This is a genomic window from Yersinia kristensenii (assembly GCF_900460525.1).
GTDB classification, from domain to species: Bacteria; Pseudomonadota; Gammaproteobacteria; order Enterobacterales; family Enterobacteriaceae; genus Yersinia; species Yersinia kristensenii.
The window spans coordinates 1,575,207-1,590,596 of record NZ_UHIY01000001.1 but is presented as its reverse complement, the minus strand read 5'-3'; the positions used below and the strand labels follow the sequence as shown (position 1 = coordinate 1,590,596).

Below are 15,390 nucleotides of genomic sequence, written 5' to 3'. Positions count from 1 at the left end.
GGACAGGTAAACTGCCTGTCGGGCAGTCATTATTATTGACCCTCGCGTCCCCTTGTTGGAGGAAGAAACATGCGTCATCCATTAGTTATGGGTAACTGGAAGCTGAACGGTAGCACTCACATGGTTAACGAGCTTATCGCTGGCCTGCGTAAAGAACTGAGCACTGTTGACGGCTGTGGCGTTGCTATTGCCCCACCGGCTATCTATCTGAATCAAGCTAAACATGAGCTGTCAGGTAGCCGCATCGCGCTGGGCGCACAAAACGTGGATGTGAATCTGTCCGGCGCATTCACCGGCGAAACTTCTGCTGAAATGCTGAAAGATGTTGGTGCTCAATACATCATCATCGGCCACTCTGAGCGCCGTACTTATCACAACGAAAGTGATGAATTCATCGCGAAGAAATTTGGCGTACTGAAAGAAATCGGCCTAATCCCAGTATTGTGCATCGGTGAAACTGAAGCAGAAAACGAAGCAGGTCAAACTGAAGCGGTCTGCGCCAAACAACTGGACGCCGTGCTGAATACCTTGGGTGTGAAAGCATTCGAAGGTGCGGTTATCGCTTATGAGCCAATCTGGGCTATCGGTACCGGCAAATCAGCTACTCCAGCACAGGCACAAGCGGTTCACAAATTTATTCGTGACCATATTGCCAAGCTTGATGCCGCGGTTGCAGCACAAGTTATCATTCAGTACGGCGGTTCCGTGAATGATAAAAATGCAGCAGAACTGTTCACCCAGCCTGATATCGATGGCGCGCTGGTTGGCGGTGCATCACTGAAAGCGGATGCATTCGCCGTTATCGTGAAAGCCGCTGCAAAAGCTAAAAAAGCCTAATTCAGGTTCTAAGCTACCGATTAAGCTGGGGCAGATGATGCTCCGGCTTTTTTATTATCTGGCTGTTTAAAAATTTTCTCATATAAATCGATTCCATCCGTTCCTACCGAACCAAAGAATTTACTTATCTGAGCTTTCTGGCGTATCTGACTAGACAGCCTTATTTGTTCTTCACAATCTGCAATCTCTTCCTCCTTATAAAGACTGAGATCGTATTTTATATATGTCTTCTTCTGAGTATCGAGAAAATGGATAAAATTACTGCCTTCAAATTTAATCACATTACAGGCGTGACCTTCTGTCACCCATGGCAATATGCTCCATAAAGCTGGACGTTTAATCACAAGAACACCATATAAGGCTTCATCACGCTGATAGCTTTGTAGCTGAGTCACCAACTGAGTAACCGATTTTTTTTCATAAATAAGCCGGTCCATATTTCCTTTAACATCAGCCCCCCTTAGATATGGCAATGCTAGATGTAGCTTATTTTGCTCTAATGTATCGATAACCGCTGTAGCACAAGAAGCACAGTTAGTTTGACCAAAACCATGGATACCAAATAACGCCAGCAAAGCGGCCAATGGCCGTAGCCATAAAGGTGCTTTACCATCACAATTCACTTTATCTAATAAATAGTCTGATAAGTAATTTTCCAGACTTAGGGGTGATTCTCCATTTTTATCAACAGGATAACTTTTCGGTCTTAAAGCGTCTTCAACTTGCCTGTTTATTATTTTAGGTGGTGTATAGCTCTCAGTAATACCTGCTGAACCGATATCCCATTCATCATTTTCATATATAATTGACGCGTTACTATGCAGTGATTCAAAACTGCCACTGCGCGATAAAGATCTTAATGGCGGAGTGTGTGAATCCCCCGAAACTTGCCCGCCCCCTGAATCCGTACCAGACATGCTACTAATATTCATAATCTTTTCCCCTGACTCACTAAGTTTTATTATTCCGCCACGATTCAATAACGCATTTGACACGCGCTGGCGAATTAGGCGGTTTTTATCTGTAAGAAAGAGAAGAATTATAAAAATAATCAGAGGGTTAAAATGGCTAATAAAACAAAGCGCCCGTAAGCATTCACTGACGGGCGCTATCGTTTCTTATTTGATTGCGGACTTCTTTATCGCTGACTTCTTTATCTCTTACTGATTTCGTCAAACACGCCGCCAGTCGCGAAGTGCACCTGCTGGGCTTTGGTCCAGCCACCGAACACATCATCAATGGTAAACAATTTTAGTTGCGGGAACTCTTTGGCAAACTTGGCAGCCACAGCCGGATCACGTGGACGATAGTAATTCTTGGCGGCAATAGTTTGGCCTTCTGGTGAATACAGGTATTTTAAATAAGCATCAGCCACTTCACGGGTGCCGCGCTTATCAACCACTTTATCCACCACCGAAACCGTCGGCTCAGCTAAAATAGACACACTCGGCGTAATGATATCAAACTGGTCTTTACCCACTTCATTCACCGCCAGCAGAGCTTCATTTTCCCAGGCAATCAATACATCGCCAATCCCACGCTCGACGAAGGTATTAGTCGCCCCGCGCGCGCCAGAATCCAAAACTTCCACATTTTTATACAACTGTTTGACAAATTCTTGTGCCTTGGCCTGGTCGTTATTGTTGTGCTCTAACGCATAGCCCCATGCCGCCAAGTAGTTCCAGCGCGCACCACCGGAGGTTTTCGGGTTAGGCGTAATGACCGAAATACCCGGCTTCACTAAATCTGACCAATCATGAATCTGTTTTGGGTTCCCTTTACGCACCAGGAAGACGATAGTTGAAGTATAAGGCGCGGAGTTATCAGGCAGGCGCTTAATCCAGTCTTTATCAATACGACCACGTTCAGCAATAGCATCGACGTCATAAGCTAAAGCCAGGGTCACGACATCAGCTTCAATACCATTAATCACCGAGGTCGCCTGTTTACCAGAACCGCCATGTGATTGGCGCACCGTCACCTTATCACCCGTTTTCTCTTGCCAATATTTGCTAAATGCTTGGTTATAATCTTGATAAAATTCACGTGTCGGATCATATGACACATTCAGCAATTGAACATCTTTTGCCATGGCACCTGATGCCAGCAGCAGTAATGAAAGACCTACACCCCATTTACGCATTGACCCGCTCCCCAGAATTGTTGTTATTAACTTAATTAGTTGGCTTGATACTGAGCGTGCCAGAAACTTTCCGGTCAATTAAAGAATAAAAAAGTTTTTATTATATCAATACGGAATATATGAGTGACTGAAAATAAAAAACCCCCGCAATTGCGAGGGTTTAGCGATCAAACGAATAGCTGTTTTAGAACAATTTCTTCGCAGTATCGTACCAATCTTCTTTAAATTTACTTTTCTTATTTTCTGGCGCGATACAAACGGAGATTAATTCATGCACCATCTTCTCGTTTTGTACCCCAACGCAGAAGCCGCCGCGCGAATAATCATGATTTTCCAACAGCAGATCAACAGCATAAGCGCCCATACGGGAAGCTAGAATACGGTCATAGGGAACTGGTGCACCACCGCGCTGGATATGGCCCAAGACAGTACCACGGGTTTCGCGACCGGTTTCTTTCTCAATGTATTTAGCCAGCTCGTCGATATTGTCCAGTTTTTCAGTAATTGCCACAATTGCGTGCTTTTTACCTTTCTCGATGCCCGCTTTGATTTCAGCAACCAAATCTTCACGTTTGAATTCAACTTCAGGGATAGCAATAAACTCGCAGCCCCCGGCAATAGCAGCCGCCAGTGTCAGATCACCACAATACCGGCCCATCACTTCGACGATAGAAATACGCTGATGCGAAGAAGAGGTATCCCGTAAGCGGTCAATTGCTTCCACCACGGTACCCAGTGCGGTGAAGAAACCGATGGTATAGTCAGTCCCAGCCACATCGTTATCGATAGTGCCCGGCAAGCCGATACAGTGAATTCCACCTTCTTTGGTGAGTAAGTCTGCACCCGCATAAGAACCGTCACCACCGATAACTACCAGGCCATCAATACCACGGTCTTTCATATTCTGTAGGGCGATTTTACGTTTTTCTGGATCTCGAAATTCAGGGAAACGCGCAGAACCCAAGAAAGTACCGCCGCGGTTAATCATATCTGACACGCTATAGCGGTCCAGCTTCCTCATTCGATTCTCAAACAAGCCAAGGTAGCCATCTTCAATACCGTAAACTTCTAATCCTGCTGACAAAGCTGCACGAACAACCCCACGAATGGCTGCATTCATACCTGGCGCATCACCGCCGCTTGTTAGTACACCGATTTTCTTGACCATGACTACCTCTGAACTTGTAGATGCGATTTTTTAAAATTCTTTATTTGCCGATTATGTCTTGCACAGGCGAACAGTACAGAAAATCAGCTTGATGAGCTTAATATTGAATATTATAGCAAAAACACCAAGCTGAATTGATTCAAGTCATACCATTTAGCGGTATTTTCTTCATGGCTGAACCATAATGTAACCACAGTTTACCTGTAGTTGATGTAGTAATAGTTAATGTAGCAATAACGGATGAATAAATTATAACTCCCAATGCGCATGGCGTTCTTTGGGTACCACAGCAGTAGGGTCTTGATGGATAAGCACATCTGCGCCAGGAAAACGGTGCAATAATGCCCGCTCCACTTGATCAGCCAAAATATGCGCCTCCATCAACGGCATCATATCCTCCATTTCAAGATGAAGTTGAATAAAGCGTGTTGGCCCCGACTGGCGAGTACGCAAGTCATGAGCGCCAATCACACCCGGCCATGACGTCACAATATTGATAATTTCCTGCCGCTCATCATCTGGCAAAGCGCGATCCAGCAAAGCTTGCACCGCTTCATAACCCATACGCAATGCGCTATAGAGAATATAAACCCCAATCCCCAATGCAAACAACGCATCCGCACGATGAAAGCCATACCAACTTAATGCTAATGCAATAAGAATAGCACCATTCATCATGACGTCAGATTGATAGTGCAACATATCGGCACGAATGGCCTGACTCTGAGTTTTTCGTACCACCCAGCGCTGAAAAGTGACTAATATCATTGTACTGAATAATGCAATTAACGTTACCCAAATACCTATACCAGGATCTTGCAGCGGCGTCGGTGATGCCAAATGTTGGAAACCCGTCAGGAACAGAAATAATGCCGAGCCGGAAATAAACATACTTTGCGCCAGCGCAGCCAGCGACTCCGCTTTACCATGGCCAAAAGTATGTTCTTCATCAGCCGGTTGCAGCGAGTAACGCACCACAAAAAGATTGGTTAAAGAGGCAGCCAGATCCACCAGTGAGTCAACTAACGCAGCCAACAAACTCACTGATCCGGTATGCCACCAGGCAAAAATTTTAATTATCAGTAAGATTGATGCCAGCACAGTGGCGCTGAGCGCAGCAGCTTTTACCAGGCGCGCATATTGCGGATCCATAACTCATTCCGAATAATATTCAGGGGTTATGAGTATAACGGAAAAGAGACAAAAAAAAGCCCTCCATCATGGAGGGCGAAAGACAGGGATGGTGTCTATGGCAAGGAAAACAGGGTATTACAGGGTACTACTTACTTCTGGGCAGAAGAGGGTTGTGCTGCTGGCGCCTGCTGCATTTGTTCAATACGCTGCTGGTGCTTTTGGTTCAAGACAGCTTTTTGCTCTGGAGTGAGCAAGTTAAACATTTGGTTACGAACTTTGGCCATTTCGACCTGACGATCAATCTGGTCTTTGGACATTTTCTCGGCCTGCGCTCTTACCGCAGCTTCGTCGAATTTATCCGCGGTGACCAACTTGTGCATGGCTTCGCGTTCAGCCAGATTGACGCGTGGTTGCTCTTGGCGAGACTGACGCATCAGGTCACGCATTTGCTGGCGTTGCTGTTCTGTCAGATTGACGCCATCAAACATGTTATGGTGACCACGGCCATCTTTCTTGTTCATCATCGCACCGTCACCGTGGCACCAGCCATCAGTGGCCCCGGCCTTATCGGCAGCGAAGGCGGCTTGAGAGCCGATAACTAACATTGACGCCATGATTAACGTTGCTACTTTAGTTACTTTGCGCATCATTTAACTCCTGGATTCTGTTTGCTAAGCGGTTTACTGCTCTGCGATTCAATAAGGAGCAGTCTACGGGCCCGGCTGCAAACTAGCGTCAGTGGATGTAAAACTGGAGTCAGGGCATGTAAAGCTAAGTAAAGTCATGGAATACCGGCAGTTGATAACGTATTTTGCGTCAAGAGGAGAAACAATCATGCATAAAATCCTATTAGTTGATGATGACCGTGAACTGACAGCGCTGTTGAAAGAATTACTGGAAATGGAAGGTTTTAATGTTGTTGTTGCTCACGATGGCGAACAGGCATTGAACCTGCTAGATAGCTCTATCGACTTGTTATTACTCGATATTATGATGCCGCGCAAAAACGGCATCGAAACCTTGAAAGAGTTACGCCAGCACCACCAGACCCCGGTGATTATGCTGACAGCTCGGGGTAGTGAGCTGGATCGGGTACTCGGTCTGGAGCTGGGTGCGGACGATTATCTGGCGAAGCCCTTTAATGACCGTGAGCTGGTAGCCCGCATTCGAGCTATTTTACGCCGCTCGAATTGGAGTGAGCAGCAGCAAAATGTCGACCAAGGCGCGCCAATACTGGATGTTGATTGCCTGCAATTGAACCCAGGCCGTCAGGAAGCCAGCTTTGAGGGCCAATCGCTGGAATTAACCGGCACGGAATTTACCTTACTCTACCTGTTGGCTCAGCATCTCGGCCAAGTGGTCTCGCGCGAACATCTCAGCCAGGAAGTGTTGGGGAAACGATTAACACCTTTTGACCGTGCCATTGATATGCATATTTCAAACTTGCGCCGCAAGTTGCCGGATCGCAAAGACGGGCTACCTTGGTTTAAAACGCTGCGCGGTCGCGGGTATCTGATGGTCTCGGAAACATGATTAACAGTTTAACGACGCGAATTTTTGCGATTTTTTGGTTTACCCTGGCGCTGGTATTGATGCTGGTGCTGATGTTGCCAAAACTTGACTCGCGTCAAATGACCACCTTGCTCGACAGCGAACAGCGTCAGGGAACGATGCTGGAGCAACATATTGAAGCCGAATTGGCCAATGACCCGGCCAATGATCTCATGTGGTGGCGCAGACTTTATCGCGCCATCGAAAAGTGGGCACCTCCCGGCCAGCATTTAGTATTAGTGACCACCGAGGGCCGCGTTATTGGTGCCCAGCGCCACGAAATGCAAATGGTGCGTAATTTTATCGGCCAGTCGGATAACTCCGATCAACCGAAAAAGAAAAAATATGGCCGCGTTGAGATGGTCGGCCCCTTCTCCATCCGTGATGGCGAAGATAACTATCAACTTTATCTGCTGCGCCCAGCGAGTAGCCCACAATCTGATTTTATCAATTTGATGTTTGACCGGCCGCTGCTGCTCTTGATTGCGACTATGTTGATCAGCGCGCCACTGCTGTTATGGCTAGCATGGAGTTTGGCAAAACCGGCGCGTAAGTTGAAAAATGCCGCTGACGACGTAGCGCGTGGCAACCTGAAACAGCACCCTGAGTTGGAATCCGGCCCACAAGAGTTTTTAGCCACCGGTGCCAGTTTCAACCAGATGATCAGTGCGCTCGACCGAATGGTGGTGGCCCAACAACGGCTGATTTCTGATATCTCCCATGAGTTACGAACGCCACTAACCCGCTTGCAACTGGCCACTGCGCTGATGCGCCGCCGCCATGGCGAGGGGAAAGAACTGGAGCGTATCGAAATGGAAGCGCAGCGGTTAGATAGCATGATCAATGATTTGCTGGTGTTATCTCGCAGTCAGCATAAAAACGAGCTACATCGCGAGCCGATTAAGGCCAATGAACTTTGGTCTGAAGTGCTGGAAGACGCGCAGTTCGAAGCTGAACAAATGGGGAAAACACTGGAAGTGACCGCCCCTCCAGGGCCATGGACCTTATTTGGCAACCCGGCAGCCCTCGACAGTGCGCTGGAGAATATCGTGCGTAATGCGCTGCGTTATTCCCATCATCACATTGCCGTGGCGTTCAGCTCGGATAATCAGGGGATAACTATCACTGTCGATGATGATGGGCCAGGTGTCAGCCCAGATGACCGTGAACAGATATTCCGACCATTCTACCGCACCGATGAAGCACGAGATCGCGAATCCGGCGGGACAGGTTTGGGGCTGGCGATTGTAGAAACGGCGGTTAATCAGCATCGTGGTTGGGTAAGAGCCGAAGACAGCCCATTAGGGGGCCTGCGCCTGATTATCTGGTTGCCGCTGCATCCACTTAAATCTTAATGAAATAAAAGGCTTAGCTGCCCGATCTTGTAGGATCGGGCAGATCACCGGCGGCCTATTTCTGGCTTTCTTTCTCCAGCAAATATTTTTTGCGCTCAACCCCCCAGCGATAGCCTGACAATGCGCCATCCTGACGAATGACTCGATGGCAGGGAATCGCGACCGCCAATATATTGGCAGCACAAGCACCCGCCACCGCGCGCACCGCTTTTGGCGAACCGATTTTAGTGGCAATATCGGCATAACTGGCGGTCTCGCCTGCCGGTATTTCCCGCAATGCCTGCCAAACCCGTTGCTGGAAAGCTGTGCCACGGATATCCAAGGGCAAATCCAGCCCAAGCTTAGGGGCCTCTACCAAGCCCACCACCTGCGCGAACCATTGTTCGAACTCGGCATCCCCACCAATTAACTCAGCCTGTGGAAACTTATCCTGCAATTGCTGCACCAGCAGGGCCGGTGAGTCGCCTAATAAAATGGCGCATATTCCCAGTTCACTTTTCGCCATTAAGATAGCCCCGAGAGAACTTTCCCCCACAGCAAAACGCAGTGTGACATCGCGGCCACCTTGGCGGTAGCGGGTCGGCGTCATGCCCAACAACTGATTGGATTGCTCATAAAAACGGCCATTGGAGTTGTATCCAGCGTCAAAGATGGCGTCAGTCACCGAGCCTTCACCCGCCAATTGGGTGCGGACTCGTGCACTACGGGTCGCGGTGGCATACGCCTTGGGCGTTAATCCGGTAATAGATTTAAATAATCGATGGAAATGAAAAGTGCTGAGATTAAGCTCTGCCGCCAATTCACTGAGTTTGAGCGGTACTTCAGCTTGCTCAATTAAACGACATGCTTGGCTAATTTTTTCTACGTGCTGCTGCGCTTGGGATAGCTGCGTGGGGCGGCAGCGTTTACAGGGCCGAAAACCAGCAAGTTCAGCGGCGACATTATCAGCAAAGAATTCAATGTGTTCTGCTTTCGCCTGACGGGAAGAACACGAAGGCCGACAATACACACCGGTGGTTTTCACCGCATAAACAAACTGACCATCAGCGGTTTTATCACGATTAACAACGGCGGCCCAGCGTGGATCTGACGAGTTGTCTATTATGCCCCGAACTGATGTCATGATGAATACTCCATGAATACTAACTGTGGCGATCAGCATATAAAATCACCACATTTGGCGCTCTCCGCTCCTTGCTTTCAAATTTTTATTTTATCGCCCCATTTATTTTACAGTTCTATGTTGTGGCCGACAAAAATGGGTAACCGCTGCACAGAAGCGGGGTTTCTGATATCCTGCGCCCCTCATTATTGGGGGACATATGCTTAATATCGTTTTATTTGAACCCGAAATCCCGCCGAACACCGGCAATATTATCCGGCTATGTGCAAATACGGGTTGCCAGCTCCATCTGATAAAGCCTTTAGGTTTCACCTGGGATGACAAACGCTTGCGCCGTGCGGGTCTTGATTACCATGAGTTTGCCAACATCAAACATCACCATGATTATCAAGCATTCCTCGACAGTGAAAAGCTTGATGGCGCGCAATCTACCGGTGCAAATGCTGCCCGCTTATTTGCCCTGACCACCAAAGGGACACCCGCCCACAGTGCCGTCGAGTATCAGCTAAATGATTATCTGCTGTTTGGCCCAGAAACTCGCGGCTTACCGCCCAATGTTCTGGAGGCATTGCCTGCCCAACAGAAAATCAGAATTCCAATGCTAGCCGCAAGCCGCAGCATGAACCTGTCAAATGCCGTATCCGTGGTGGTGTATGAAGCCTGGCGGCAATTAGGTTATCCGGGTGCGTTACTGAAAGAGTAGTTGTTTTAGCCGAAATATGCCGACGGCTGGCAACTCAATAAAAAGGTGTATCCCCAAAGGCATTGGAGTTGCAGGTAGGCGGCAAGTGAACGAGTCCCGATGAGCTTACACGAGTAAGTGATTCAGGTGACAAATCTGTACGGAGCAGATTTGAACGCTGCTTGCAGCGGCCTCGCAGAGGCGAGGCCCATGGACGGGCCGAGTAATGAACGTAGCCAACAACCCTGCGGCTTCAAGGACAAAGGGGATTAGATGCCGTCGCCGTACTCAAACCCGTGGCTAACCCCATTGAAATGCTGATCCATATCCAATGAAGGCTTATCACTCTCTGGCTTGCCGACAATGCGAGCGGGGACACCGGCGGCTGTGGTGTGGGGCGGCACGGCTTGCAACACCACTGACCCGGCACCAATTTTGGCACCACGTCCGACCTCAATATTCCCCAGAATTTTTGCACCCGCACCAATCATTACACCTTCGCGAATCTTCGGATGACGGTCACCGCTGGTTTTACCGGTCCCACCCAAAGTGACGGATTGTAGAATGGAAACATCATTTTCAACCACGGCGGTTTCACCAATGACAATTCCGGTGGCGTGGTCCAGCATGATGCCGCAACCAATGGTTGCCGCTGGGTGGATATCTACACCAAAAGCGACAGATACTTGATTTTGCAGGTAAATAGCCAGTGCTTTACGATCCTGTGCCCATAGCCAATGGCCAATACGGTAAGCTTGTAAAGCATGAAAACCTTTCAGATACAGCAACGGCGTGGAGTATTTATCCACCGCGGGGTCGCGCAATCGCACCGCCAGAATATCGCGAGCAGCAGAGATAATCATCTGTTCATCAGCACGATAAGCATCTTCAACCACCTCACGGATGGCGATCGCGGGCATGATAGGATTGGCCAGTTTATTCGCCAGAATATAGCTCAGCGCACTGCCTAAATTCTCATGCTTCAGTAATGTCGCGTGAAAAAAACTTGCCAGCATCGGTTCACACTCGGCCAGTGCTCTCGCTTCTGATTTAATGCTACTCCAAACCAGCTCTAACTCTTCTGACGACATTGCATACTCCTGCCCATAAACAAGCAGCTTCGGGGAACGACCGAAGCAACTGACACCCTAATTCCTTGACGCGGCAACGCCAGGGATTGTGGTTATACCCTTCATACTTCAAGCTGCATGTGCGTTGGCTGCTTTCGCTACTCAAATTATTTGGGGTATATATATTTATTATTTTATGACCGCTGAACAACCTAAATGCCGCTTTTTTCATCTTTTTTGGTCCGACCCAGTAAGGTCAGCGCCGCTTCACGGGCATTCTTGTGGCTGTACAACACCTGATAAATTTGTTCAGTAATAGGCATTTCAACACCGTAGCGCTGTGCCAGCGCCAGAACTTCCTTGGTGTTGCGATAACCTTCGACCACTTGACCAATTTTATCCTGTGCTTCTTGTACGCCCAACCCCTGCCCAAGCATGATGCCAAACCGACGATTACGAGATTGGTTATCTGTGCAGGTTAGCACCAAATCCCCTAACCCCGCCATGCCCATAAAGGTGGAGGGGTCAGCGCCTAATGCCGCGCCCAAGCGGGTCATTTCCGCCAAGCCACGGGTTATCAATGCGGTTCGCGCATTGGCACCAAAACCAATACCATCGGACATCCCAGCGCCAATCGCAATCACGTTTTTAACCGCACCACCGAGTTGGACCCCGATAAAATCAGGATTGCTGTATACCCGGAAACTTTTGCCACAGTGCAACAACTGTTGCAGGTCTTCACTAAATTGCGCATCGGTCGATGCCAGTGCAATTGCAGTAGGTAAACCAGCAGCCAACTCTTTGGCAAAAGTCGGGCCAGAAACCACTGCTAGCGGAATACTCTCGCCCAGCACTTCCCGCGCTACATCCGCCAGCAAACGGCCTGTTTCTGCCTCAAGCCCTTTGGTCGCCCAAACAATACGCGCATCTGGCCGTAAATGTGGTTTGAGCTGATTTAATACTGCGCCGAAGACATGACTGGGCACCACCACCAGCACATCACGGCTGGCCGCCAGCGCACACGCCAAGTCGGTTTCCAGTAACAGAGTGTCGGGAAAAGGGACATCGGGCAGGAAAGCTTGGTTACAACGGTCTTGTTGCAGAGTTTGAATATGCTTAGGGTCGTGGCCCCATAACACAACTTGATGGCCATTACGCGCCAGCGTAATGGCTAATGCGGTGCCGTAAGATCCGGCACCGATTACAGTCATTGAAGCATGGGTGGTGTTCATCAGGCATCCTGACGTTGTTCAGCACCTTCAACTTCACCTTCAGCCTGCTGTTGCAGATAGTTCATGAACAGGGCATCAAAGTTAACCGGTGCCAAATTCAGCTGTGGGAAAGTACCGCGAGATACCAAGCTGGTGATGCATTCACGCGCATACGGGAACAAAATGTTCGGGCAGTATGCACCTAAGCAATGCGCCAGTTGGGTGCCATCGATACCAGCGATGGAGAAGATGCCGCCCTGCTGTACTTCACACAGGAATGCAGTTTCTTCGCCCAAAGAAGCCGTGACAGTCACACGCAGTACCACTTCATACACATCTTCAGCCAGCTGACTGGAAGCAGTATCAAGATCAAGTTTAACTTCTGGCTGCCAATCCTGCTGGAAAACCTGCGGAGCATTAGGTGCTTCGAAAGAGATATCTTTGGTGTAGATACGTTGGATCTGGAAAGCCATCTCGGTGTTATTTTGTTCTGACATGTGTATAGATACCCTAAAGTTAGACGTCCTTATTAAACAGCACTTCCGCCGTGGGCTCTTTCCATTAAAATCATGGGGCCCACTGACGAGTTAAAGCAGTGGGTCGAGCCCACCGCGCGCATCCAGGGCATGTAAATCATCACAGCCACCGATATGCTGCCCATCAATAAATACCTGAGGCACCGTCGTCCGGCCGCTACGAGTCATCATCTCTTCACGTTTGGCCGGGTCATTATCAATTGCGATTTCATGAAAAGCAGCACCTTTGCTGTTCAGCAGTGCTTTAGCACGATGGCAAAACGGGCAGGTTGCTTTGGTATAAATCTCAATCTTCGCCATGGATACACCTCAAATTTACATTTCATTGATATAGCGATTTTTATAACAATTACTTGCCGCGCGCCAGTGGCAGATTCTCACCACTCCAGCCAGAGATGCCGTCTTTCAAGGTAAGCACTCGCTCAAAACCGGCTTTATTCAGCAGCTCAGCGGAAGCACGGGAGGTCGTCCCTGTGGCACAAACTACAATAATAGGCTGTGCTTTGTGCTTTTCCAATTCAGCCAGATTGCCGCTTTTAATATCACTTGGCAGTAAATTAATAGAGCTGGCGATATGACCTTTGCGGTAATCATCACGTGTGCGGATATCAACCACCACCGCATCTTCTTTGTTAATCAGACGCGTCGCTTCACCACGAGTGATTTCTTTCACTTTTGACAGCGAACTTTTGAAAGTGGTGAAAATTACGGCGACGAACAACGCCACCCAAGCCAAACTCAAAACCGGATGCTGGCTAATGAATTGCATAATTTCTTGCAACATGGGGGTAAAAACTCCCGTTAGTTAGGGGATAATATTCAAGGTCACAGAGTATACCTGCGCGTTGCGGCAAATACAGCCAATATGCAAGTGCCATTGCAGAAACTGCGAACAATCTCTGGAAGTTTTGTCGTCTCTTTGATGATTTTTACGCAAAACCCCACACCAATGTTGATCTCTTTGGGCTATTTTTAACCGGTTCTGTAGTAAATTACCGCCTTTCTAATAAGAAAGAGGTTCTGCAATGTCGAGCACTAAAAAACCGCTGGTTCTGACTATTCTGGATGGCTATGGCTACCGTGAAGAACAGCAAGATAATGCCATTCTGAATGCCAATACACCGGTTATGGACCGTTTATGGCAACAACAGCCTCATACATTGATTGCCGCTTCAGGTCTGGATGTCGGTTTACCCGATGGGCAAATGGGTAACTCTGAAGTCGGTCATGTCAATCTGGGGGCTGGCCGTATTGTTTATCAGGATTTGACCCGTCTCGACAAAGAAATCAAAGAGGGTGACTTTTTCACGAACCCAACGCTGACCGCAGCCATTGATAACGCGGTTAAAACGGGCAAAGCGGTTCATATTATGGGCCTGCTGTCTGCTGGTGGTGTCCATAGCCACGAAGAACATATTCTGGCAATGGTTGAACTGGCGGCCAAACGTGGTGCGACTGCTATTTACCTGCATGCATTCCTTGATGGACGTGATACCCCGCCGCGCAGTGCTGAATCCTCACTGAAACGATTCACTGAAAAATTTGCCGAATTGGGTAAAGGCCGCATCGCATCTATTATTGGCCGTTATTATGCTATGGACCGCGATAACCGCTGGGATCGGGTACAACTGGCCTACGATTTGTTGACTCAGGCAAAAGGCGCATTCACAGCCGATAACGCAGTTGCTGGCCTACAAGCTGCCTATGCCCGTGATGAAAATGACGAATTTGTCAAACCAACCGTAATTAAAGCCGCGGGCGAAGCTGATGCTGCCATGAATGATGGTGATGCATTAATCTTCATGAATTTCCGTGCAGACCGCGCTCGCCAAATTACCCGTACCTTTGTGAATGCCGACTTTGACGGCTTCAAACGCGATAAAGTGGTTAACTTCGGCGATTTCGTGATGCTAACGGAATATGCGGCTGATATTAAAGTCGCTTGTGCTTATCCACCGGCATCACTGACCAATACTTTCGGTGAATGGTTGATGAAGCATGACAAAACACAGTTGCGCATTTCTGAAACTGAAAAATATGCTCATGTGACTTTCTTCTACAACGGCGGCGTGGAAGAGCCCTTTAAAGGTGAAGATCGCATTCTGATTAACTCACCGAAAGTGGCAACCTATGACCTGCAACCGGAAATGAGTTCAGCAGAATTGACTGAAAAATTGGTCGGTGCTATCGCCAGCGGTAAATATGATGTGATCATTTGTAACTATCCGAATGGCGATATGGTCGGCCATACCGGTGATTATGATGCCGCGGTGAAAGCAGTAGAAACTCTGGATAATTGCATTGAACAAGTCGTTGCCGCAGTGAAGGCTGTTGATGGGCAATTGCTTATCACCGCCGACCACGGCAACGCTGAGCAGATGAGTGACCCAGCGACCGGCCAGGCACACACCGCCCATACCAGCCTGCCTGTGCCACTGATTTATGTCGGTAATAAAGAGGTTAAAGCCCTCTCTGGTGGCAAACTTTCCGACATCGCACCCACCATGCTGTCACTGATGGAAATGGAAATCCCGCAAGAGATGACTGGTAAGCCGCTGTTCATCGTGGAATAATCCTTCG

16 protein-coding genes are annotated in these 15,390 nt (G+C 48.5%); 5 read left to right on the top strand and 11 right to left on the bottom strand.

Features of this window, described 5'->3' with window-relative positions:
* The first annotated feature begins 69 nt into the window (after nt 1–69).
* Nucleotides 70–837, top strand: coding sequence for a triose-phosphate isomerase (gene tpiA, locus DX162_RS07385; RefSeq protein WP_004392229.1), 768 nt, complete (start codon nt 70–72; stop codon nt 835–837).
* Between the two features lie 20 nt (nt 838–857).
* Here tpiA and DX162_RS07380 read toward each other — a convergent pair whose 3' ends face one another.
* The 5 genes from DX162_RS07380 to cpxP form a co-directional block, all read right to left on the bottom strand.
* Nucleotides 858–1,769, bottom strand: coding sequence for a toxin glutamine deamidase domain-containing protein (locus DX162_RS07380; protein WP_050413827.1), 912 nt, complete (start codon nt 1,767–1,769; stop codon nt 858–860).
* Between the two features lie 221 nt (nt 1,770–1,990).
* The gene (locus tag DX162_RS07375; protein ID WP_004392227.1) at nt 1,991–2,980 is read right to left on the bottom strand and encodes a sulfate ABC transporter substrate-binding protein; all 990 of its coding nucleotides are present in this window, start codon (nt 2,978–2,980) and stop codon (nt 1,991–1,993) included.
* Between the two features lie 184 nt (nt 2,981–3,164).
* Nucleotides 3,165–4,148 carry a 6-phosphofructokinase gene (pfkA, locus tag DX162_RS07370; RefSeq protein WP_004392226.1) on the bottom strand — a complete coding sequence of 328 codons (984 nt, stop codon included), beginning with the start codon at nt 4,146–4,148 and terminating at the stop codon, nt 3,165–3,167.
* Nucleotides 4,149–4,397: 249 nt separating this feature from the next.
* Nucleotides 4,398–5,300 (bottom strand): CDF family cation-efflux transporter FieF, encoded by a 903-nt coding sequence (gene fieF / locus DX162_RS07365; RefSeq protein ID WP_004392225.1) that lies wholly within the window; start codon nt 5,298–5,300, stop codon nt 4,398–4,400.
* A gap of 131 nt (nt 5,301–5,431) precedes the next feature.
* On the bottom strand, nt 5,432–5,929 hold the full coding sequence (gene cpxP / locus DX162_RS07360; RefSeq protein ID WP_032820701.1) for a cell-envelope stress modulator CpxP: 498 nt from the start codon (nt 5,927–5,929) through the stop codon (nt 5,432–5,434).
* Between the two features lie 187 nt (nt 5,930–6,116).
* On the opposite strand from cpxP, the gene cpxR reads away from it, so the two are divergent.
* Both cpxR and cpxA read left to right on the top strand, forming a co-directional pair.
* Complete coding sequence (cpxR, locus tag DX162_RS07355) at nt 6,117–6,815, top strand: envelope stress response regulator transcription factor CpxR (RefSeq protein WP_004392223.1); 699 nt, start codon at nt 6,117–6,119, stop codon at nt 6,813–6,815.
* The gene (gene cpxA / locus DX162_RS07350) at nt 6,812–8,188 is read left to right on the top strand and encodes an envelope stress sensor histidine kinase CpxA (protein WP_032820699.1); all 1,377 of its coding nucleotides are present in this window, start codon (nt 6,812–6,814) and stop codon (nt 8,186–8,188) included. Before cpxR ends, cpxA begins: the two co-directional genes overlap by 4 nt.
* A gap of 55 nt (nt 8,189–8,243) precedes the next feature.
* Here cpxA and ada read toward each other — a convergent pair whose 3' ends face one another.
* Nucleotides 8,244–9,290: a bifunctional DNA-binding transcriptional regulator/O6-methylguanine-DNA methyltransferase Ada gene (gene ada / locus DX162_RS07345; protein WP_098081270.1), complete on the bottom strand. Its 1,047-nt coding sequence runs from the start codon at nt 9,288–9,290 to the stop codon at nt 8,244–8,246.
* Nucleotides 9,291–9,510: 220 nt separating this feature from the next.
* On the opposite strand from ada, the gene trmL reads away from it, so the two are divergent.
* Complete coding sequence (gene trmL / locus DX162_RS07340) at nt 9,511–10,014, top strand: tRNA (uridine(34)/cytosine(34)/5-carboxymethylaminomethyluridine(34)-2'-O)-methyltransferase TrmL (protein ID WP_004392220.1); 504 nt, start codon at nt 9,511–9,513, stop codon at nt 10,012–10,014.
* 248 nt (nt 10,015–10,262) lie between these two features.
* On the opposite strand, the gene cysE is transcribed toward trmL, so the two are convergent.
* The 5 genes from cysE to DX162_RS07315 all read right to left on the bottom strand — a co-directional run bounded on the left by cysE (nt 10,263) and on the right by DX162_RS07315 (nt 13,594).
* On the bottom strand, nt 10,263–11,084 hold the full coding sequence (gene cysE, locus DX162_RS07335) for a serine O-acetyltransferase (protein WP_004392219.1): 822 nt from the start codon (nt 11,082–11,084) through the stop codon (nt 10,263–10,265).
* Between the two features lie 191 nt (nt 11,085–11,275).
* Entirely contained in the window at nt 11,276–12,295 is a 1,020-nt protein-coding gene (gene gpsA / locus DX162_RS07330) for an NAD(P)H-dependent glycerol-3-phosphate dehydrogenase (RefSeq protein WP_004392099.1), read from the bottom strand.
* Entirely contained in the window at nt 12,295–12,771 is a 477-nt protein-coding gene (gene secB / locus DX162_RS07325) for a protein-export chaperone SecB (protein WP_032820633.1), read from the bottom strand. The genes gpsA and secB overlap by 1 nt, the downstream gene beginning before the upstream one ends.
* A gap of 90 nt (nt 12,772–12,861) precedes the next feature.
* Nucleotides 12,862–13,110, bottom strand: coding sequence for a glutaredoxin 3 (gene grxC / locus DX162_RS07320; RefSeq protein WP_004392098.1), 249 nt, complete (start codon nt 13,108–13,110; stop codon nt 12,862–12,864).
* Between the two features lie 49 nt (nt 13,111–13,159).
* On the bottom strand, nt 13,160–13,594 hold the full coding sequence (locus tag DX162_RS07315; RefSeq protein WP_004392097.1) for a rhodanese-like domain-containing protein: 435 nt from the start codon (nt 13,592–13,594) through the stop codon (nt 13,160–13,162).
* Nucleotides 13,595–13,835: 241 nt separating this feature from the next.
* On the opposite strand from DX162_RS07315, the gene gpmM reads away from it, so the two are divergent.
* Nucleotides 13,836–15,383, top strand: coding sequence for a 2,3-bisphosphoglycerate-independent phosphoglycerate mutase (gene gpmM / locus DX162_RS07310; RefSeq protein WP_049560944.1), 1,548 nt, complete (start codon nt 13,836–13,838; stop codon nt 15,381–15,383).
* Nucleotides 15,384–15,390 lie beyond the last annotated feature (7 nt).